The sequence below is a fragment of the Fibrobacter sp. UWB7 genome (assembly GCF_900142945.1).
Classification (GTDB): Bacteria; Fibrobacterota; Fibrobacteria; order Fibrobacterales; family Fibrobacteraceae; genus Fibrobacter.
This window is the reverse complement of sequence record NZ_FRCO01000005.1, coordinates 87,913-108,436: the sequence shown is the minus strand read 5'-3', so window position 1 is coordinate 108,436 and position 20,524 is coordinate 87,913. Positions and strand designations below refer to the sequence as shown.

The window sequence follows — 20,524 nt, the reverse complement described above, 5'->3', positions numbered from 1 at the left end:
AGCATGCAATAGCATTTAATATTTTTTCAAAAACAAAAATGGAGATTTTAAGCAAATTTCAACACTTTTCAAAAGTGATTAAAGAAAATTCAAAAACATAAAACAAAAATTGAATTCTATAAAACAAAAAAAATCCCCCGGCGTAATGCCGAGGGAATTTAAAGTTTTCATTTCGTCATCCTGAACAACGTGAAGGATCCAGTAAAATCTTGAGATTGCTTCGCGCTGCTCGCAATGACGAATCAGTAAACTAGCTCAAGCGGCTGATCATATAACCAGCGCAAACTGCCGTACCAATCACGCCGGACACGTTCGGGCCCATAGCGTGCATGAGGAGGAAGTTCTGCGGGTCATACTTGGCACCTTCAACCTGAGAAACACGGGCAGCCATCGGCACAGCGGAAACGCCTGCGGAACCGATAAGCGGGTTCACCGGGTTCTTCGGAGAGCACTTGTTCATGATCTTTGCGAGGAGCAAACCGCCGAAAGTGGAGAAGCCAAAGGCAACCACACCCATAGCGATGATCATGAGAGTCTGTGGCTTGAGGAAGATGTCAGCAGACATCGTGAGACCCACGGACGTGCCGAGGAAGATCGTCACAATGTTCATGAGTTCGTTCGAAGAAGTCTTCACGAGGCGTTCAACGACACCAGCTTCCTTGAAGATGTTGCCCATCATAAGCATGATGATAAGGGCAGAAGCGTCCGGCACGACGAGCACGCAAACGATCATCACCATCACGGCAAACACGATGCGTTCGGCCTTGGAAACCTGGCGGAGAGCCTTCATGCGAATCTTGCGTTCAGCGTCGTTCGTCATAGCGCGCATGATAGGCGGCTGGATGAGCGGCACGAGAGCCATGTAGGTGTAAGCAGCAACGGCGATGGGGCCGATGAGGTGCTTAGCAAGCTTGTTCGCAGTGAAGATGGACGTCGGACCGTCAGCACCACCGATGATACCGATGGAAGCTGCTTCACCGAGCGTAAAGCCACCGAGAGCGACAGCTGCAAACATGGTCATGAACACGCCAAACTGTGCGCCACCACCGAGGATGAGCGTACGCGGATTAGCGATAAGCGGTCCAAAGTCCGTCATGGCACCCACGCCCAAGAAGATGATGGGCGGGAAGAGTTCCAGATGGATACCCTGGCTGATGTAGTAGTAGAGACCGCCAGTCGGGCTGAACATACCTTCGATGCTCCAGCCACCGTCGTAGAACGCGACGGACGGGATGTTCACCGCAAGTGCACCGATAGCAATCGGCAAGAGCAAAAGCGGTTCGTATTTTTTGACAATCGCAAGGAACATCAACACGAAGCTCACGATCCACATGATTACCATCGGAACGGTAATCTGCGCGAATCCTGTGCTCGAGGCGAAGTCCGCGACTGAGTTAATAATTCCACTCATTGACTTTTACCTCATTAGGCAATGGTCATCAAGACCTGGCCATCAGTAACAGTGTCGGTTTCCTTGACGGAGATAGAGGTAACCTTGCCTGCGCACGGAGCGACGACCGGGTTTTCCATCTTGAGGGCTTCGATAACAGCCACTTCCTGGTTGGCAGCAACAGTGTCGCCAACGTTAACCTTGAGCTTGAACACAGAGCCAGCGAGCGGGCTCTTGACTTCGGTGCCACCAGCGACGGCCGGAGCCGGAGCAGCAGCAGGAGCCGGGGCCGGAGCGGCAACCGGAGCAGCAGGAGCTGCAGCAACTGCGGAATCAAGAACTTCTACTTCGACGTCGTAGGTCTTGCCTTCGAAACTGATACGGACTGTTTTCTTCATTTTTATTTTTCCTGGCTTAAAAGCCTGTTAAGTTTTAAAAGTTGAACCTTACTTGACGATCGTCCAAGCAGGGGAGTTAATGTTTCTGTAAGCGGTCACGCGGCAGGGCTGACCAAGAGCCTGCGTTGCAGCAGCGGTAGCAATCACGAGGAACTGTTCGTTTGTAAGTCCCGGATGTTCTTCGAGAGCGGCGACGGCAGCAATGCCGAGGAACGCCTGGAGCTGCTTGTTGGTGAATCCCGGATGGATGCTCTTTGCATTCGGATCCCAGTCGCAGTGTGCCGGAGCACGAACCGCAGGAGCCGGAGCGGCAGCAGCGGCCGGAGCAGCCTTCTTAGCAGGAGCCGGAGCCTTGACCTTGTCCAAACCGAGCTTCTTCATGATTGCGCTCATGATAGTGCAGAGGACGAGGAGGCCAATGATCACAGACATCACGACGATGAGGCCTGTTGCCTGGAATTCGACGAGCTTGCCGATGGTGAACTTCTGGACTTCACCATGGCACTTGCCAGCTTCCATCTTGCCATGGCAGTATTCGCTACCGAGCTTAGCCTTAGCAATCGGGAGCACGGCCGTACCGTTGGCATTTTCGACGGAATCGCGAATATCGCGGGCGCGAACGGACTGTTCGTATGTCTTATAAAGAATGGAATAGCCACCACCGTGAGTTTCCACAATCTGGAAAACAGTAGATTCATCCATCCACTTGAGCTGTTCCTTGATCGGGGCAGCAATGGAGTCCGGCATCAGAGCAATCTGCTCGTCAAAACGGCCAACCTTTGCAGCCTTGGAAGCAGCAGGTTGAGCTACGATTTCAGACGCGAAGGCACCGGAAACCGTTGTCACCGCGGCAAAAAGCATAGCTTTCTTTAGTGTATCATTCATATCGGAATGCGTCCATGTTTAATTAAGTGAACTGTTTGATAAAAATCAACGCGCGTGAATATAGCAATTTTAGGGATTTTACATCGTCATTGTGCCAGAAGAAAGACCCTTCACAGGCTCATAACGGAGGGTGCCGTCGGTCCCCAAGATGATCGCCACGCCAGCGAGGTAATTGATCCACTGCTTCGTGTCGAAATAGCGGAGATTTGCCTTGCCGTTCGTGCAGAACGCCGTCAGCGGCACAACCATCATGTCGTGGGAAATCCACACGCCCACGCGGTTAACCTTCGCAAAGCGGGGCTTCACAATCTCGGTCATAAATTCTTCGCCACGGGACTGTAACGGATAGTAGGCATCGCTATAGCTTCCTTTATATGCATATTCCGAAGCGACGACCCAGCCACCGCCATTGCCGTTCTTGTAAGTCTCAAACTTGCTTTCGTCCTTCACGAACCAGTCGCCATCGAGTTCCGGCAATGTATCATTACCCATACTCGTAATGCCTGCACCCGTCGCCACGTTCTCGCAAGTTTCGTAGCTACGCGTGTACGTCGAGTTCGCAAAATAGATATTCTCGCCCTTGAGCTTTGCACCCACCGACTGAGACTGCTTTTTACCATTGTCCGTCAGGTGGCCCTTTTTGCCCGTATCGTCCGTACGTTCCGCATGGCGCAAGACAAAGATGACCTTTTCGCCAGGAGCGAGCTTTTTCATAACATCATCGACATCGACAAATTCCTGAATATCATCAGAGGTCGCCGCGCGCCAAGATTTCTTGCTCTGCTCGTAAACGTAAAACTTGTCCACATTGATTTTGCCATTCTTGATCTGGCCATCGTAATCGCCAGCGCCAAAGCCGACCGTATCCTTTTCGAGGTCTGTCGCCACGCGCCAAGCCTTGATAGAACCATCGCAAATGAAGCGGATACGCGGGCCTTCGGGCTGTTCATAGTAAGAGACAAAGTACTCGCTCTGGCTGTTGCCCACATGCTTCACCATTCCATTGGTCATCGCATTGCAAGATTCAAAGCCATGCGTACTCGTCCAGAAATTGCGCACATGCTTTTCAAAGTCCGGCACATCGCCAAGTTTCCAGCTCTCCATGTTCTTGCGGATTTTTGCAAGGCCGCCTTCAGCATCGAGAATCAGGAGCTTGTCGGCAAGCTTTGCCTTCGAAGCATTGTCGCCCCAGTTGCCATCGCCACGGATATCCGCAGCCACAAAGTCCGCAAACTGGAGCATGTCTTTCACCGAGCCAAAGCTCTGCATCATGACCGAAACCGCAAGGAGCGCGGCACTATAATCGTCATCGCCAAATATCGTCAAGTCTTCAGCCGACTTGCTTGTAGATGTTGTCTGAGTACCACGGTTCCATCCGCCAAAGCTAAAGCCACCCGTACTAGAAGAACCGCCAAGACTAATGCCAAACGAAGAAAGCACATCGCTCAGCGCACGCCCGCTCTGGCTCCCAATTGGCTGGTTGTTGCCCGCATCCTGCACAAGCTTAAGGACTCGCGGAGCCGCCATATGCGTAAGCATGTTCACGTTAAACGAATCGCGCTTGGACAAGTCCACGACAGCATTAAGCTTTATAAGTGACGACGAAAGTCCGCCTGTCAACTCGTCTTTATAAAAACCATTCGCTTCCACCCTCACATACGGCGAAACGAGGTTGACACTCCCAAAATCAAACTTTCCATTCGATGAAGTAATGCAGGTCTGATGAGTCCGTTTGGAATCAGCAAGGCGCATCACGCTATCGAGTTCCACAATTTTCACGGAAGTCCCGTAACGGAACGGCCCCTTTTCAGCAAAGCCCGTAACCGCGACACCCGCCCTGCGATAATCCGCCGCATCAACAGAATCTGCGACAGCCACAGATTCTTCCAATTTCAAGGTGCCGTCACTGCATGTAACGTCAAACAATTCCTGAACGTTCTTTTCCCAATTCCCTGCAATACAAAAATAAAGAGCATCCTCGCCAGTAACCATGAAGGATTCTCCTTCATTCGACGAGTTGCAAGCAGGCAATGATTTTGCATCCGCTACAGCGGTCGTATCGACAACTTCAACGGTATCGGGAACATTGGGCTTATCCTTGTTATCCAAGGTATCCTTCTGATCGGGCGTGTTCTTAGACGGATTTTTACTCGAGGAACTTCTGTTCGAAGAATTTTCCTTTGAATCAGAACTACCCATATCCAAAGACGCCTCGCAATCATCGCCCTCGCACGGCACAGAACCGTAACGGACGGAATCGCAAGACGTCCAGAACAAAAATGATAAAGCTAATATCCAAACCCGCATAGGTTGAATATTAGTAAAATCTAGTTCGCGTACCCAGACTTGAGACCGCGAATGGCGACATAACGGCGATTTCCATCCTTATCGATGATAATCGCAACACCTGCCAGGTAATTAATCCATTTGCCACCATCATATTTCTTGAGTTCAATCTGCAAGTTTGAGCAGTAAGCAACAAGCGGAACCATCAATTTGTCATGCGAACTCAGCAAAACGAACTTTTCTGTCGGGTACTTCTTGACAAGAACATCTTCGATGAGTTCAACGGAGCGTTCCGCAAGATCGTAGTATGCGGCATCGGCACCTGTAGAATAAGCACCCGTGTAAGCGTACTTGGAAGTCACTTCCCAGCCGCCACCGCATTCGTTCTTGGCCTTTTCGACAGCATCGTTATTTTTGTTGTACCAATCATCGTTCAACTGCGGGATCGTATCGCGCTTGTCGTAAGATTGTCCACGACCCTTCGCAATGGATTCTACAGTCTGGTGGGCACGCAAGAATTCAGAAGCACCAAGGACAAAGTCTTCCTTGAACTTCGTGAGTCGAGCGCCAACTTCTTCGGACTGCTTTTTACCGTTATCCGTAAGCGTCCCGCCCTTGCTCGTATCATCACCACGTTCAGCATGACGGAGCACAAAGATGACGCGTTCATCGTCCTTGATACTTTCGTAGACATCCTGGATATCCACAAATTCCTTTGCGTTAGACTCCAAGACAAAATAACGGTCTTTTTCAACAGCAGTAGCCTCACGCCATTCCTTCTTTGCTCCATCGTACGTAAAGAATTTGCCCGAGTACGCACCACGACGGACTTCGCCATCTTTGGCGGGCGTTTTATCGCCAATGAAGTCCTTCAAGCTATCCGGGATGAGCTCCCAGCCTTTCTTTTCATCACAGACAAAGCGGTAAAGTGAATGTTTCTGATCGTCATACGATTCTGCATAAAAAAGACTACTAGCCTTATTCTTGACAAAGAATATTTCCCCCGCAGAACTGCCATCGCATTCCGGGAACTCCAATTCCGTCAAGGCGAAGTTCGTGAGGTACTTATCAAAGTTTTTATTCTTAGGGAAACGTTCTTTGACGTATGCGAAAGTGTTTTCATAACCACCAGATATTTTCAATCCAAGTGCATAATCGGCAGCTCTCAAACGAGTCTTTTCGTCATCCCACTTACCATCCTTTGCGACATCGGCAACTATAGACTTAAACGTTCCTACAAAATCGTAATTTTCTAGCAAATCAGAACCAGCAGCAAGCTGCAACAAGACTGTAGCCGCCACGAGAGCAGTCCCAGACTCACTAGCCTTAGAAACATCAATCGTCTCGGTCTGGTCAAAGTCAAGAGATTCCAGGTGGAACATATTCCACACATCTTCAGCAGCCTTGCTCTTTGCCAATTCAAAAGAAAGCTTGTCCTTCCCCGCCAGGAGTACACGAGCACGTTCCGTTTCAAGAGTCGTCAAGAGACCCAAGTTGAACTTTTCATTCGAGGAAACATCCCCCAGAGCAGAGAGCGTAATCGGAAAAGACTTTCCATCGCTAGGACTTGTTAAGGTTACTTCAACAGAGACTTGAACAAATGGCTGAACCAAGTTGACTTTCTTGAATTCATAGGCGCCATCCTTGCCTATCTCTGCCGAGAAAACATTTTTCGTTTCATCGTAGTCATCAGCGGAATCCAGCTCCACCATTTTAACCTTTTTGGCACTGGTATAGCTATCAAAACCAACAACTCCAGAAACGTTACCATCCCAAACGGAATAGATAACATCGAGGCCATCTTCTACTTCATCATCATCAGAACTACTGGATGAGGATTTCTTATCGCTAACACTGCTCGAAGAAGTTTTTTTAGAAACAGAACTCGAAGAGGACTTTGCATCATCCGCTTCGCTGGACAGTTCCGTATCTTTACCCGATAAATCCGGACTGTTACTAGAATCGTCACCGCACGCCACTAAAAGTGACGTCAGCAAAGCCGAAATCAAAAAATGGGAGCTTAAAGCATGGCCCTGAAAAATTTTCCGAGAAAAAATTCCCATAGAAAAACCCCTTACCTTCAAGTTTTAACACACTTAAACACCCCGTAATCAAAATATAATTATTGCATAAATTAAGCAAGAGCAGATACAAAATAAAGCACCTCAAACAAGGTGCTTTTTAAAAAATCTGTACCGACTGTACAAACAAGAATTGGCAAAACTTTTACAGCATCTTGCCAGTATCGAGGAAGCGGGTATGCATTTCGAATGCGCGGGAAAGTGCAAGCGGCAAATGGACACCCTTTGCATGCTTGAGACCGTACTCCAGAACATCCGTAAGTGCATCACGGTAATCCGGGTGGGCACAGTTCTTGATAATCAGGCGGGCGCGTTCCTCGACAGGCAAACCGCGAAGGTCTGCAAGTCCCTGTTCCGTCACAAAGATCTGCGTATCGTGATCGGTATGGTCCACATGGCTCACGTAAGGCACGATGCTCGAAATGGCACCGCCCTTTGCCACAGACGGCGTGAGGAAAAATCCGAGTGCGCAATTTCGTGCAAAGTCAGCCGAACCGCCAATGCCATTCATCATTGCCGAACCGCACACAAGCGAGCTGTTCACATTGCCAAAGATATCCGCTTCCAAAGCCGTGTTCATAGAAATCACACCCAAGCGACGGATTACATCAGGACTGTTACTCACTTCTTGCTGGCGGATAATGAAATGCTTTTTCCATTCCGCGCTATTTTCAACAAACTCTTTCTGTGCTGCCTGCGAAAGCGTCAAAGCAGTACCAGAAGCAATACCGAGCTTGCCCTTCTTCAAAAGCGGGAGCACCGCTTCCTGAATCACTTCAGTAAACAAGTCAATTTGTCCCAAGCGGTCATCGTCTGCCATAGCACAAAGCACCGCATTAGCGACCTTGCCCACACCGCTCTGGTACGCAAGTCCCTTCGGGAGCCTGCCATGCGATTCTTCGAATCGGATAAAGTCCAAGATGCGTTCGCCGATATTCTTCGAGACTTCATCAGGTTCCACAAACGGAGTCACTTCGTCATACGCTTCGTTTTCAACTATCGCAATGACCTTGTTCGGGTCAATCTGAACAAATTCACCACCCACGCGATCTCCGGCACTGTAAATCGCAAGCGGTTTTGCATGTGGCGGGAGTTCCGGAAGAGCGTTATCGTGCATGCCAATGCAACTATCGCCCAAGCGCGTATTCAGTTCCAAGATAATCTTCGGCGCCATTTCCAGATAGCAAACGGAGTTACCGCCCGAAGTCGAGAGGCAAACGCGGCCATCCGGCAAAATCGCAGAAACTTCAATAATCGCAACCGTCGGCGCAGGGACAGCCCCCGTGCGAACAAGGTAACCCATCTTGCCGAGGTGTGCATCAATGTAACGGATACTGCCGTCGTTAATTGCCTTGCGCAAACTCGGATTGGACTGGTAAGGCATGCGGAGCGACAAAGCCTTTGCGCGGGCAAGAGCCCCATCGCAACTATCGCCTGTCGAGGCGCCTGCAAACAACGTTACCTTAAATTCCTGACCTGCTTCGTGCAATTTTTCAGCGCGTGCAGCAAGCGCCAAGGGAACCGCTTTGGGGTATCCTGCCAAAGTAAATCCGGAAACCCCGAGAACATCGCCATTACGAATCATATCTGCAGCGCTGGCAGCACTGCATTTCTTAGTTGTAATCCAGGTCATATCGTAGCAAAAAATAGTATTTTTACCGCCGTGAAACATTTTATCAAATACAACGCTATCGGTGTAATGAACACCGCCATTACATTTTTTACAGTCTGGCTTTTGCACGAAGTTTTGGACTGGGACGTGGTTCTTTCAAACTTTTTGGGATTTGTCGCCGGTGGGCTCAACAGCTACATCATGAACCGCATCTGGAATTTCAAGAGCACAAACAAGAAACGCGCCGAAGTCATAAGATTCATCGTTGTATTTCTCTGCTCGTATCTCGTAAACTTGGCGGTCCTCAAAGGGAGCATTTACGTGCTCGAAAACGCCGCCTGGTGCGCAAGCTTCACGGAATTCGTTTCCAGGTTCATGAAGCCGACGACATTCGCAAGCTTCGTTGCAAACGTCGTTTACGTGCTTGTCAGCTTCACGCTCTATAAGAAGTGGGTATTTAAGAAGTAGTAGGCGGTAGGAAGTTAGAAGTGATTAGTGTTTAAGGATTGTCATCCTGAGCGACCCCAATAGGGGGAGTCGAAGGATCCAGTTATTTTGGGCTAGCAGAATTTAAAGTTTAGTTACTGAGCGACATAGCCGCAGTTACTAGTTATTAGAATTTAGAAAGGCGCACGGGTTATCCGTGCGCTTTTTTGCGCTGTTCATGTAATAGCGTGGCGCATTCGCAACATTGTGCATATACAAAAAGGGCGCCCTTGCGGACGCCCCTTTTTAGTTCTCAGTTAAGATCGAAGATTACTTTTCGAACGGAACGAGTTCAACACGGCGGTTGAGCTTGCGGCCCTTCTTCGTCTTGTTATCAGCGATCGGCTTGTCAGAACCGTAACCGACTGCGCGGAGACGTTCGCTGTCAATGCCCTTCTTGACGAGGTACTTGACAACAGCCTGTGCACGCTGTTCGGAGATCTTCTTGTTCTTTTCTTCCTTACCAGTGTCATCAGTGTGGCCCTGGATTTCGAGGTTGACAGCCGGGAGCTTCTTGAGCAACTTAGCGATGTTGTTCAAGGTCTTGTTGCTGCTTGCAGTGAGCTTAGCAGAACCGGACTTGAACTGGATACCCTTCTTGAGCTTGTCGAGATCCTGGTTCTTGTTCGGGCAGCCGTTCTTATCAACTGCAACGCCGACGAGGGTGTTCGGGCACTTGTCGAGGTGATCGGCAACGCCATCCTTGTCAGAGTCAACCGGGCAACCAACTTCGTCAACAGAGACGCCAGCCGGAGTGTTCGGGCACTTGTCGAGAGCGTCAACAATGCCGTCCTTATCGGTATCCGGGCTGCAACCATCAGCGTTAACCGGGAGACCAGCCGGAGTGCTCGGGCACTTGTCGAGGTAGTCAGCTACGCCGTCATTGTCAGAGTCAACCGGGCAGCCCTTGCCGTCAACAGCAATGCCAGACTGAGTATTCGGGCACTGGTCGAGGTAGTCAGCAACGCCATCCTTATCAGAGTCGATCGGGCAGCCGTTAGCATCGATAGTAGCGCCAGCCGGAGTGCTCGGGCACTTGTCGAGGTAATCAGCAACGCCATCCTTATCAGAGTCAACCGGGCAGCCAGCAGCGTCAACAACAACGCCAGCCGGAGTTTCAGCGCACTGGTCAATGCCATCAGCAACACCGTCATTGTCGGAGTCAACCGGGCAGCCAGCAACGTCAACAACAGCACCAGCCGGAGTTTCAGCGCACTGGTCGAGACCGTCGAAGACACCGTCATTGTCGCCATCAACCGGGCAGCCGTTAGCGTCAACAACAGCACCAGCCGGAGTGCCTGCGCACTGGTCAATGTTGTTTGCTACGCCATCGTTATCTTCGTCAGCACCACGGACGTTACCGAAGCGCCAGACGATAGCGGCAGAACCTGCATAGCGCGGAGTCGGGGTGTAACCGTACTGAACCTTCTTGCCGTTCTTATCAGTGTAGTAGAGCTGATAGAGTTCGGCACTGTGCATTTCGTCCTTGTACTTCCAAGTGAAGTTGGAGAGAGCACGGATACCCACATCGAGACCGAGGGCGATGTCGACGTTGGCCGGGAGGTGGAAACGGAAGCCCGGAGTAAGAGTGAACGGATCGTAACCCGGGTCACGCGGATAAGAACCCTTTTCGACGCGGAATTCACCGTTTGCTTCAACGAAGAAGTCCATCCAGTCAGTCGGGAGGAAGTTGATGCCACCACCGTAGACGAGAGTGTTGGAACCCTTCGTCACAGTACCGACGAAACCGACGTTACCGTTGAAGCGGAGCGGAGCGCCAACCTTCTGGAGGTCGAGAGTGAGGATCAATTCACCGCCGAAAGCCATGTTGCGGAGGCCGTACGGATGGGTTTCACCACCGTTGGCATGCAAATACCAGGCATGACGCGGACGAACACCGACGGACTTGTCGCCAGTCGGGAAGTAGAACTGAGCAGCAACTGCAGCATTGAAAATGCCATCAGTCATTTCGTCGAGCGGAAGCTTTGCCTTTGCCCAGAATTCGAGGTCACCACGGCTAGCCTTCCACATGTCGCCTTCACCGACCTTGTGAGCATTGGCATGGTCGTAGTAGAGCGGAAGCACGAGGCCGAGGTCCAAGAACTCGGTTGCACCACCAGCAACGCTGACATAACCCGTAAGGCTACCATCATTGCCGTGGAACGTATCGGACTTGCCACCCTTAGAGAACTGGCCACCGCGGGAGAGGGACCAAGAATCGTAAGAAACCTGGCCACCGACACCGACAGCAAAGCCACCCTGACCGAGTGTTTGAGCAGTTTTCTGATTAAGACCATCAGCACCGCCCATCTGGCCGGACTGCGCGAAAGCGAAGGTACCAGCCAAGAGAGACATTGCGACTATTTTTTTCATCTATTCTCCTTGTTATTGGTTAATATTTCTTGTGATAGCCATAATAGCCATAACTACCATAGCCATACCCCGCATGACGTTCACACTTGTTGAAGACGAAAGCCTTCGGCAATGGTGTTTCCGTACTGCGATCAAAAGTATTCAAGGCATCTTGGATGCTTTCAATTGTATGAGCTGCATGCTTCAAGACACACAACAGGTAATCCGCATGCTTTTCGACAAGCAATGCGTCACTGCACTGGAATACCGGAGGAGTATCCAGAACAATCAAATCATACTTGTCCCTGAACGAATCAAGGAAAGCGCTAAATCTAGAGCTGTTCAAAAGTCCACCCGGATTGACAACGCGGGCGCCTGAACCAAGGACATGGAAGTTGTCGGTCACTTTGACCACATATTCATCCGTGTAGTTTTCCTTTTCCAGCATTTCGCACAAGCCCTTCTGGGTATGCTTAAAGAAATGACCACGACGAAGATCCATGTCAACAAGCAAAACCTTCTTACCGGACATGGCAAAAGATGCCGCCAAGTTTGTAGAAACAAAAGACTTACCGACGCCCTGCACAAGACCAGACACCATCAAAATTTTCTTGCCATCAGAGAAGACGGAAAATTCAAGAGCCGTACGGAGGGCGCGAACACCTTCCGCAAACGGATCATCCGGATTCGTCGACACACAAGGCTTTGTAACATCGTTCTGCGTCCTTCCATCGAGCATCGGGAGCTTTCCATAAACGCCAATACCAGTCGCCTGTTCCACTTCGCTACTGCTGCAAACGCCATTCGAAAGAATGCGACGGATATAGACAATAAAGCAACCCAAAAGCAAGAATGCAAAGACAACCCCCAGGAACACGAGCTTGCGCTTCGGCTTGCTCGGTTTGAGCGGAACGTATGCCTGGTCCACGATACGGACGTTACCAACTTCGCCCGCCTGCACCACTCGCAACTGCTGGATGTTGTTCAACAAATTCGTGTAGAGCTTGTTGTTGACTTCAACTTCTTCCTGCAAAGAAAGGACTTCCTGCTGCACTACCGGCAAGCTTGCGGCAGAACGTTGCTGCTTTGCAATTTCGCGACGAAGCTTGGACTGCTGTTCTTCAATCGTTCGCACCGTCGGGTGTTCAGCACGGAACAAGCGCAAGGCTTCTTGCTTCTTTTGTTCAAGTTCAAGCAAACGCTGCTGCAAGGAAACATCCTTTTCCAAGTGAACTCTTGTTTCACCCGTAAGGTCGATCGTTCCATTGGCATGGCGGAAAGACGTCAACTTCTGTTCTGCAGAATCAAGTTTCGCCTTGACACCCGGCAACTGTTCTTCAAGGAACATCAAAGTCTTCTTGGCTTCGGCACTGCGCATTTCGATGTTCTGCTTCAAGTACGTATTCGCAATAGTGTTCAAAATAGCAGCAACACGGTCGGCATAACGATCTTCAAGCGACACACGAATAATACCGGAATTCTTACCTTCCTCAGAAATACCAAGCCCACTGAGGAGATTATTTACAGCAATCTGCGGATGAACAGCAACAAGCAAGAACGTCTGACCAACAGTAGCGGTCATGGACTTAACACAAATGACTAAAGTATCACCCGCAAACGGCTTACGGTAAGTTTCGCCAACCTTACCAGACAGCACGACCTCGTCCTCTAGTCCGAGCACTTCGTATGCACTAGAATCCGCAGTGACACGAGCGATAAGCTTTCCGTCAGCTTCTTCAAATGCGCGCGGGATACTCAAAAGTTCAATATCCATGCGGCCTTCTTTATGCAGAAGGCGATCCTTCTTATTCAGCGGAATGGCGGAATAACAAAGCCTTTCGTCCTGAACAACCTGGTCAAGAACGCCACGGCTCTTGATAAGTTCCATTTCAGCTGCAGACGGAGTAGAGACATCTAGCAAGGCGCCCATTTCACCAAGAGCAAGTCCTTGCTTATTGCCTTTTACATTTACCTGAAGAAGAATGTCACTTTTATACGCCGGGCGTATCCACATCGAAACAAGACCGCCAAAAACAACGCCCAAGAACAAGAAAATGAGCAAGAATTTCCACTTGCCTTTCAAATACACCAATATCTCAAGAATATCGATTTCGTCATCTGCTGACGCATTCGAAACATTCTGAGTCATCTTCTCATTCATTAAAAATCTCCAAGGACGCAAGAACCAACCACCAAGCGTGGTCCAATTCGGAATATAAAATAAAAAAAAAATTAACGTTTAAGTCCAGCAACATAGTAATCGCATGATTTTTCGATGTTTTTTAGAGTTTACTCACATTCTAAATGCTCAAAAATCAACAACTTACGATGTAGAGGCAATGTAAAGGCAACCAAATCAACAGGTTAGAGCATCTAAAGAATCGAGAAAAAGGTCTTTATGCAAACTTCTAAACCGATACTTTCTGTCCAAAATTTGCGTCGTGATTTTAAAATGGGCGACGAAATCGTACACGCATTGCGTGGAGTCAATTTTGACATCTACCCCGGTGAATTCGTTACCATCATGGGCACATCCGGTTCCGGCAAATCCACCATGCTGAACATTCTAGGATGCATGGACCGACCGACTTCAGGACACTATATATTAGATGGGCAACATACCGAAACATTAAAACGCGACGCACTCGCCCGCATCCGAAGCCAGAAGCTCGGATTCGTTTTCCAGAGCTACAACCTGCTCAGCCGCACGACTGCCATCGAAAACGTAGAACTACCACTATTATATAATTCCAAAATTTCTGCCGAAGAGCGCCACCACCGCGCCATCGAGGCGTTAAAGATGGTCGGACTCGAAAGCCGCATGAACCATCTGCCGAACCAGCTCTCGGGCGGTCAGCAGCAACGCGTAGCCATCGCACGCGCCCTCGTGAACGACCCCGTCATCATCCTTGCAGACGAAGCGACCGGCAACCTCGACACCCGCACAAGCTATGAAATAATGATGATATTCCAGGAACTGCACAGTCAAGGAAAGACCATCGCCTTCGTGACACATGAACCCGACATCGCCACTTTCAGCGGGCGCACCATTACCCTCCGCGACGGATTACTGAAAAAAGATGTCATCAACGAAAACGTGCAAAACGCAAAAGTCGCATTTGAATTGCTCCCGCCACCAGAAACATTTGAAGACGATGATGAAGGAGAAGTGGAATGAACCCGTTTACCTTAGCTAAAATCGCTCTCCGCGCATTGCTCCGCAACCGCATGCGCACATTCCTCTCCGTACTCGGCATCGTCATCGGCGTTGCCGCCGTCATCACCATGGTCGCCATGGGCGAAGGTTCCAAAAAATCCATCAAGGAACAGATGACAGCCATGGGCACAAATGCCATCACCATCATGCCTAACCAGAGCCGCCGAGGCGGGGTCCAGACAGAATCAACCGAAACGCTTGAAGAAGAAGACGTCATCGCCATCCGTGAAAACGCAACTTACATCAATGGCGTATCTCCCATGGTCACCGTTGGCGGTCAAGCTATAGTCGGAAACAATAACTCACCCACGACACTCTCCGGCGTTTCTGCAGACTACCTCAAAATCCGCAACTACGAAATCGCCGACGGCGTGATGTTCGACGACGAAACGGACCGCATGTCAAAAGTTTGCGTTATCGGACAGACCGTCGTCAAAAACCTTTTCCCGGACGCAGACCCCATCGGCAAGACCATCCGTTACAAAAGCATCCCGCTTAAAGTCATCGGCACATTAAAAGCTAAAGGCTCTGGCGATTTCGGGCAAGACCAGGACGACGTGATTTTCACTCCGTACCAAACCGTGATGAGGCGTTTTTCCGCCACGACAAGCATCCGTCAAATTTACGCGAACTCCATCGGTGAAGGCTATGCCGCAAAAGCGACCGAAGAAATCATGACCATTCTAAAGGAACGCCGCAACTGGACTAAACCGACCGACCCGTTCCGCGTATTCACGCAAGAAGAAATGATCCAGATGGTCACAAGCACCTCCGATATGCTCTCGCTCGTGTTGACCGCCATTGCAGGAATTAGTTTGTTTGTTGGCGGTATCGGCATCATGAATATCATGTACGTGTCAGTCACAGAACGCACAAAGGAAATCGGCCTTCGCATGGCTATCGGCGCCCGCGGTCGCGACATCCTTTTACAGTTTTTGTTCGAATCCGTGATTATCAGCTTGCTCGGTGGAGCGATCGGAATCGCTCTCGGTATAGCCGCTTCAGAAACTGTAAAGATTGCGATGAACTGGCCCATGAGCGTTTCCGTCACAAGCGTCATCGTGAGCTTTGGCGTGTGCTTTGCCACAGGCGTATTCTTTGGTTGGTACCCCGCCCGCAAGGCAAGTAGGCTTGATCCGATTGAAGCGCTCAGGTTTGAGTAAAAAAAATGAAAAATGAAGAATGAAAAATGAAGAATGAAAAATGAAAAATGAAAAAAAATATTATTCACTTTTCACTTTTAATTTTTAATTTAATACCATGAGTTTCCTTGAATTTTTAAAACCGATGCCGGTCGTGGGCATTCTCCGCGACATTCCTCAGGGCGCCGAAGAAGCGTGTGTGAACGCGTCTGCAAAGTGCGGACTCAAGGCGATTGAGGTCACGATGAACACCGCAGCCGCAACCGAAATTATCGCAAAGCTCAAGTCGATTGCAAAGCCGCTTGGAATCAAGGTCGGCGCAGGTACGGTCCGTCACGGGAGCGATGTAGAAAAAGCAATTTCTGCAGGTGCAGAATTCATCGTCACGCCGAACACGCGTCACGAAGTCATTCGACTTTCGAATACGGCTGGCATCCCGATTATCCCGGGAGCACTCACGCCGACCGAAGTGCAGAAGGCTTACGACCTGGGCGCAACCGCCATCAAGATTTTCCCGGTGAACTGCGTAGGCGGCCCGGAATACATCAAGGCATTGCGTGGTCCATTCCGCGACATTCCGTTGATGGCATGCGGTGGCGTGAATGCAGAAAACGCCGCAAGCTACTTGAAGGCTAGCGCAAACTTGCTTTCGTTTGGCGGAAGCATATTCAATGCGGAACTGATGAAAGCAGGCGATTGGGCTACTATCGAAGCAAGGATGCAAAAACTGCTGGACGCTGTTAAAGCTGCAATTGCATAACTAGTCCAACGAGACAATTTTGAACAATGCGAAAACGCCGCGGATTTTTCCGCGGCTTCTCTTTTTTGCGGCTTTGCCGCCATACTTAAACTAGCAACTATTAACTAATCACCAGTTACTAACCGCGTTCCGCGCGCATCTTGCGTTTGCACTCGTACATGGAAGCATCTGCACTGCGAAGCATTTCGTCCATGTCCTTATAGTCCTCGGCAGAGCTTGCAGTTCCATACGCAAAGGCTACCGTCTGGTCTACAATCGTAAGCGACTTCACAGCCTCTTGCATTCTCTCGGCACAGACAAACGCACCCTTCAAATCGGTATCCGGGCAAATAACCATGAACTCGTCACCGCCCATGCGGAACAGCATATCCGATTCGCGAAGCAGCTTGTTGCAAGCGTTCACGACAGAACGGAGTAACAGGTCGCCAGCCAAGTGACCATGCTGGTCATTGATTTTTTTGAGACCGTTCAAGTCAAAATAAATCAGCGAGAAATTCGTACCATAGCGCTTGCTGCGGGCAAACAATTCTCGAAGCGAACAGATGGCATGCCTGCGGTTGTAGGCGCCCGTCAAATCGTCCGTCAAAGAAATCTCACGCAAGTTGCGAAGCGAACGCGCCAATCGCAGATGCACTCCGATTCGAGCGAGCAGAATATCAGGTGCCGCAGACTTGCAGACAAAATCAGAAGCACCAGACTGGAACCCTTGCGTAACGCTTGCTTCATTTTCCTGATTCGTGAGGAATATAATCGGCAAGTCATCCAACGGGAACTGCTTGCGGATATTCAGGCAGACGTCGTAACCATTCATGTTTGGCATGTTGACGTCAAGCACCACAAGCTCCACGGGATTGTTGTACAAGTACTCCAGAGCTTCGGCACCGGATTTGCAGCCGATAACATCGTACCCAACCGCTTTCAGAACTTCCGAGTCTCTTTTTAATTCAACATCATCATCGTCGACGATAAGAATTTTTTCCTCTACCATTTTGTTCTCCTTACCATCCCAACACTCATTCCAACAGCTATAAAATAAAATTACTCGAGGAACTCTATCGGAGGCGCAGATTCAACTAGCCCCATTTGAGCCGCCAATTTGAAAAACAGTGATAACGATTGTTTACGTTCATCGGTAAAATGGTAATCGAGCACACTAAAGTAATCCTCAACGAGAGGGCGCGGCAAATTCACTGGGTACTTCGCAAGCCACACATCCAACGCCTGCGACGGATTTTTGCGGAACTCGCGAATGCTTGTTTCCAAGCGCAACATGTAATCATCGAGAACGGGGCGCAAGCGAGTCGACAGAGCATCCTTCGAAATAAGCCAAGCACCAAACACAAAAGGGAGACCTTGCCATTCCTGCCAAAGAGTCCCCAAGTCATAGCTATACGCAAAGCGGTGGCGTTCATTTTCTTCAAGAGCCAAGTCGCCAATCAAAAGGCAAGCATCGTCAGTCGACTCAGCCGCAAGCCCCGGCACATATTCCGGACGAAGAGCATATCGATTTTCAAGGAGAATCCGCAATAACGTAACAGAAGTCTTGCTCTGCGATGTCATGCGGATACGTTTGTACGAAAGTTCCTCAATCGGGTAACGCGAAAACAGCTTGACCGACCGCACCTCAAAGGAGCACGACGTGCAGAGCACTGGCGACAACACAAAGGCGCCCGGCTTTTGCGCAAACGTAATCGAAGACGCCGGTGAAAGGTGGATTGAGCCGTCCTTGAGGCCTGCACTATGGGCACTCGGCGGACCATCGACAAACGCCACCTCGGGAAATTCATTTTCGCGCCCGACAGAATTGAAGAAAAACGGCGCACAGACCAAAAAAGGGATTCGACCAACACGGAGAGTCATGTAAAAAAGTTAAATTTTTACACGTGGCGAGATTGTATGCCACATCAAAACAAACCGATTAATTTAAAAGTTAATGGCTAAAGAATAATGGCTGTATTTCACGTGAAGAAGACCTCGCTCGGCGAAGACCAGACAAGTCTGGTTTTCAAGGGCAAGATTGTAGAAGGCCCGATCAGCAAGGGTATGACCATCGAAATTCCTGTAACACAGGAAGCTGTCGTCAAAATGAAAATTTACGACGTCGTCCAGTTCGACAAGCAGAAGGACGAAGACAAGAAGGTGGGCCTGGTTGTAGATTTTTATAACCTTCCCGACGATATGGAAGTCATCATGGACCTAAACATCGCCGACGAAGATTTGAACATCGTAAACGAATAACCTATTCATTCAAACCGGCTGCTTCGGCAGCCAAAGTATGGGACGGCACGCATGAAGAAAGAAAGATTGCGCGGAGTGAATTTGGGCGGATGGTTCAGTCAGGTTGACTGCATCGAAGAAAAGGACCCTGTCGGTTTCCCGGGGGTCGTTGGTCACATAAAGACGTTCCTTGGAACAAGCGATTTCAAGCGCATCCACGATGCGGGGTTCAACCACGTTCGCTTGCCGGTTGACTACTTTAATTTATTTAAAGGCGACGACCTCAAGCCAGACGAAGAAATCTTTGCGCTCTTGGACAGGGCTCTCAAGAACATTCAGGATGCAGACCTGGACGTGATTCTCGACCTTCACAAGTGCCCGGGGCACGACTTCCACCTCGCCAGCAATCACGAACAAGCTTTCTTTGCCGATGCGAACGCCCGCAAGGACACGCGCAAGATCTGGGCTTTCATGGCCGAACGCTACAGCTCCATGCCGCGCGTGATGATGGAACTTTTGAATGAACCGGCCGCAAGCGATTCCAAGGTTTGGGATAAAGTCAAGGACGAAATCTTCTGGGAAATCCGCAAGCACGCCCCGAAGAACACTATCGTCGTTGGCGCCAACAAGTGGAACAGCGCAAGGGAATTCGAATTCTTGACACCGCTCGATGACGACAACGCCATCTACAGCTTCCATACCTACACGCCGGTGACGTTTACGCACCAGGGCGCCGCATGGATCGACGATCCGTTCTTCAAGATTGAACGCCCGTGGCCGGGTGATTACGCCGCCCCTGAAGTTGGCGGCACAACGCGTTTGAACGTGGAATTCGGCAAGTGGGACAAGGCCAAGTTGCAGGCAAGCATCCAAAACGCACTCGATTTCCGCGCCAAGTACGACTTGCCGGTAAGCTGCAACGAGTTCGGCGTTTACGTACAAGTTCCCCGCAAGTATCAGCTTGCCTGGATGCGCGACTTCCTCGACATCCTCCGCGACGCCGACGTGGGTTACAGCTACTGGAACTACAAGAATCTGGACTTCGGTCTCGTTTCGAAGGGCGAATCACTCCACAACAATTTACCGCAGTACAACAATCCCGAACGCCTCGACTCTGAACTCATGGAAATGATTGCGAAAGGGTAACGGCTTCGCCGCAGTAGACAGTAAACCGTAGAATGTTATGCCCGCCATGTGCGGGCATTTTTTTTACATCTCGATGAGAATACCGGCTTGCAAATACCAATAGCCGTAGCCAGAGTGGTTCAAGAACTGGTAGCCGCTCGAAACGATAATTGACGTGCGGTCACCGTTTTTAATATCGAGCCCTGCACCTGCACGCCAGAACATTTGAGAGTCCTTACCGAACATGTAACCGAAATCGCCTGTAGCGACCGGCAACACAGTGCGTCCTATCGGGAGTCGCACCCAGAGGCTTCCGGACACAGGCAGAAATCCAACATTGTCGAGTTCCTCATAACCAACGCCAAGTCCAGCAAAAACCATCTGGTCAATCGGATACCACAAATGTCCATAGAAGCTCATGTTAAAATCGCGCAAGCTGCTTACGCGATTGCAGAAACCGCCCTGGGCATCCATCGTAAAAGCGCTCGCCGGAGTGACGACAAACACAAGCGCGAAAAGTAACGTTATCAAAATTTTCTTCATATCTCGACACTCTAATATATAATTTCTATT

17 protein-coding genes are annotated in these 20,524 nt (G+C 49.9%); 6 read left to right on the top strand and 11 right to left on the bottom strand.

The annotated features are described in order from the left end of the window. Window positions 1–250: 250 nt before the first annotated feature. From BUC30_RS13085 to BUC30_RS13060, 6 genes are all read right to left on the bottom strand, one after another. Window positions 251–1,411, bottom strand: coding sequence for a sodium ion-translocating decarboxylase subunit beta (locus BUC30_RS13085; protein WP_014546278.1), 1,161 nt, complete (start codon window positions 1,409–1,411; stop codon window positions 251–253). Between the two features lie 14 nt (window positions 1,412–1,425). Continuing rightward, on the bottom strand, window positions 1,426–1,788 hold the full coding sequence (locus BUC30_RS13080) for an acyl-CoA carboxylase biotin carboxyl carrier protein subunit (RefSeq protein ID WP_014546277.1): 363 nt from the start codon (window positions 1,786–1,788) through the stop codon (window positions 1,426–1,428). 48 nt (window positions 1,789–1,836) lie between these two features. Beyond that, window positions 1,837–2,673, bottom strand: coding sequence for a hypothetical protein (locus BUC30_RS13075; RefSeq protein WP_073425347.1), 837 nt, complete (start codon window positions 2,671–2,673; stop codon window positions 1,837–1,839). Between the two features lie 78 nt (window positions 2,674–2,751). Beyond that, window positions 2,752–4,950 carry a histidine phosphatase family protein gene (locus BUC30_RS13070; protein WP_244536646.1) on the bottom strand — a complete coding sequence of 733 codons (2,199 nt, stop codon included), beginning with the start codon at window positions 4,948–4,950 and terminating at the stop codon, window positions 2,752–2,754. Window positions 4,951–5,000: 50 nt separating this feature from the next. After that, a complete protein-coding gene (locus BUC30_RS13065; protein ID WP_073425344.1) occupies window positions 5,001–7,022 on the bottom strand; it encodes a histidine phosphatase family protein in 2,022 nt (673 codons plus the stop codon). A 163-nt stretch (window positions 7,023–7,185) separates the two neighbouring features. Further along, complete coding sequence (locus BUC30_RS13060) at window positions 7,186–8,673, bottom strand: acetyl-CoA hydrolase/transferase C-terminal domain-containing protein (RefSeq protein ID WP_244536645.1); 1,488 nt, start codon at window positions 8,671–8,673, stop codon at window positions 7,186–7,188. A gap of 30 nt (window positions 8,674–8,703) precedes the next feature. On the opposite strand from BUC30_RS13060, the gene BUC30_RS13055 reads away from it, so the two are divergent. Continuing rightward, on the top strand, window positions 8,704–9,120 hold the full coding sequence (locus BUC30_RS13055; protein ID WP_073425342.1) for a GtrA family protein: 417 nt from the start codon (window positions 8,704–8,706) through the stop codon (window positions 9,118–9,120). 288 nt (window positions 9,121–9,408) lie between these two features. On the opposite strand, the gene BUC30_RS16465 is transcribed toward BUC30_RS13055, so the two are convergent. Together BUC30_RS16465 and BUC30_RS13045 are read right to left on the bottom strand one after the other, a co-directional pair. Then, the gene (locus tag BUC30_RS16465) at window positions 9,409–11,511 is read right to left on the bottom strand and encodes an OmpA family protein (protein ID WP_073425341.1); all 2,103 of its coding nucleotides are present in this window, start codon (window positions 11,509–11,511) and stop codon (window positions 9,409–9,411) included. 19 nt (window positions 11,512–11,530) lie between these two features. Beyond that, a complete protein-coding gene (locus BUC30_RS13045; protein ID WP_073425339.1) occupies window positions 11,531–13,651 on the bottom strand; it encodes a polysaccharide biosynthesis tyrosine autokinase in 2,121 nt (706 codons plus the stop codon). A 237-nt stretch (window positions 13,652–13,888) separates the two neighbouring features. On the opposite strand from BUC30_RS13045, the gene BUC30_RS13040 reads away from it, so the two are divergent. The 3 genes from BUC30_RS13040 (at window position 13,889) to BUC30_RS13030 (ending at window position 16,609) form a co-directional block, all read left to right on the top strand. Next, entirely contained in the window at window positions 13,889–14,668 is a 780-nt protein-coding gene (locus tag BUC30_RS13040; protein ID WP_073425337.1) for an ABC transporter ATP-binding protein, read from the top strand. Continuing rightward, on the top strand, window positions 14,665–15,870 hold the full coding sequence (locus BUC30_RS13035; RefSeq protein ID WP_073425336.1) for an ABC transporter permease: 1,206 nt from the start codon (window positions 14,665–14,667) through the stop codon (window positions 15,868–15,870). Before BUC30_RS13040 ends, BUC30_RS13035 begins: the two co-directional genes overlap by 4 nt. 97 nt (window positions 15,871–15,967) lie before the next feature. Beyond that, on the top strand, window positions 15,968–16,609 hold the full coding sequence (locus tag BUC30_RS13030) for a bifunctional 4-hydroxy-2-oxoglutarate aldolase/2-dehydro-3-deoxy-phosphogluconate aldolase (protein WP_073425334.1): 642 nt from the start codon (window positions 15,968–15,970) through the stop codon (window positions 16,607–16,609). A 118-nt stretch (window positions 16,610–16,727) separates the two neighbouring features. Here BUC30_RS13030 and BUC30_RS13025 read toward each other — a convergent pair whose 3' ends face one another. Both BUC30_RS13025 and BUC30_RS13020 read right to left on the bottom strand, forming a co-directional pair. Further along, window positions 16,728–17,597, bottom strand: a complete 870-nt coding sequence (locus tag BUC30_RS13025) for a GGDEF domain-containing response regulator (RefSeq protein ID WP_073425333.1) — start codon at window positions 17,595–17,597, stop codon at window positions 16,728–16,730. Window positions 17,598–17,647: 50 nt separating this feature from the next. Continuing rightward, a complete protein-coding gene (locus tag BUC30_RS13020; protein WP_073425331.1) occupies window positions 17,648–18,469 on the bottom strand; it encodes a menaquinone biosynthetic enzyme MqnA/MqnD family protein in 822 nt (273 codons plus the stop codon). 87 nt (window positions 18,470–18,556) lie between these two features. Here BUC30_RS13020 and BUC30_RS13015 point away from each other — a divergent pair, with 87 nt between their 5' ends. Both BUC30_RS13015 and BUC30_RS13010 read left to right on the top strand, forming a co-directional pair. After that, on the top strand, window positions 18,557–18,847 hold the full coding sequence (locus BUC30_RS13015; RefSeq protein ID WP_015732053.1) for a hypothetical protein: 291 nt from the start codon (window positions 18,557–18,559) through the stop codon (window positions 18,845–18,847). A 51-nt stretch (window positions 18,848–18,898) separates the two neighbouring features. After that, window positions 18,899–19,972 (top strand): glycoside hydrolase family 5 protein, encoded by a 1,074-nt coding sequence (locus tag BUC30_RS13010; protein WP_073425329.1) that lies wholly within the window; start codon window positions 18,899–18,901, stop codon window positions 19,970–19,972. Between the two features lie 63 nt (window positions 19,973–20,035). On the opposite strand, the gene BUC30_RS13005 is transcribed toward BUC30_RS13010, so the two are convergent. Continuing rightward, window positions 20,036–20,494, bottom strand: a complete 459-nt coding sequence (locus BUC30_RS13005) for a hypothetical protein (RefSeq protein WP_073425328.1) — start codon at window positions 20,492–20,494, stop codon at window positions 20,036–20,038. Window positions 20,495–20,524: the final 30 nt, after the last annotated feature.

Bases quoted from the DNA above. Each gene is read 5' to 3' on its own strand.
- BUC30_RS13085 (WP_014546278.1), bottom strand. From the start codon at position 1,411: ATGAGTGGAATTATTAACTCAGTCGCGGACTTCGCCTCGAGCACAGGA.
- BUC30_RS13080 (WP_014546277.1), bottom strand. From the start codon at position 1,788: ATGAAGAAAACAGTCCGTATCAGTTTCGAAGGCAAGACCTACGACGTC.
- BUC30_RS13075 (WP_073425347.1), bottom strand. From the start codon at position 2,673: ATGAATGATACACTAAAGAAAGCTATGCTTTTTGCCGCGGTGACAACG.
- BUC30_RS13065 (WP_073425344.1), bottom strand. From the start codon at position 7,022: ATGGGAATTTTTTCTCGGAAAATTTTTCAGGGCCATGCTTTAAGCTCC.
- BUC30_RS13060 (WP_244536645.1), bottom strand. From the start codon at position 8,673: ATGACCTGGATTACAACTAAGAAATGCAGTGCTGCCAGCGCTGCAGAT.
- BUC30_RS16465 (WP_073425341.1), bottom strand. From the start codon at position 11,511: ATGAAAAAAATAGTCGCAATGTCTCTCTTGGCTGGTACCTTCGCTTTC.
- BUC30_RS13045 (WP_073425339.1), bottom strand. From the start codon at position 13,651: ATGAATGAGAAGATGACTCAGAATGTTTCGAATGCGTCAGCAGATGAC.
- BUC30_RS13040 (WP_073425337.1), top strand. From the start codon at position 13,889: ATGCAAACTTCTAAACCGATACTTTCTGTCCAAAATTTGCGTCGTGAT.
- BUC30_RS13035 (WP_073425336.1), top strand. From the start codon at position 14,665: ATGAACCCGTTTACCTTAGCTAAAATCGCTCTCCGCGCATTGCTCCGC.
- BUC30_RS13030 (WP_073425334.1), top strand. From the start codon at position 15,968: ATGAGTTTCCTTGAATTTTTAAAACCGATGCCGGTCGTGGGCATTCTC.
- BUC30_RS13025 (WP_073425333.1), bottom strand. From the start codon at position 17,597: ATGGTAGAGGAAAAAATTCTTATCGTCGACGATGATGATGTTGAATTA.
- BUC30_RS13020 (WP_073425331.1), bottom strand. From the start codon at position 18,469: ATGACTCTCCGTGTTGGTCGAATCCCTTTTTTGGTCTGTGCGCCGTTT.
- BUC30_RS13015 (WP_015732053.1), top strand. From the start codon at position 18,557: ATGGCTGTATTTCACGTGAAGAAGACCTCGCTCGGCGAAGACCAGACA.
- BUC30_RS13010 (WP_073425329.1), top strand. From the start codon at position 18,899: ATGAAGAAAGAAAGATTGCGCGGAGTGAATTTGGGCGGATGGTTCAGT.
- BUC30_RS13005 (WP_073425328.1), bottom strand. From the start codon at position 20,494: ATGAAGAAAATTTTGATAACGTTACTTTTCGCGCTTGTGTTTGTCGTC.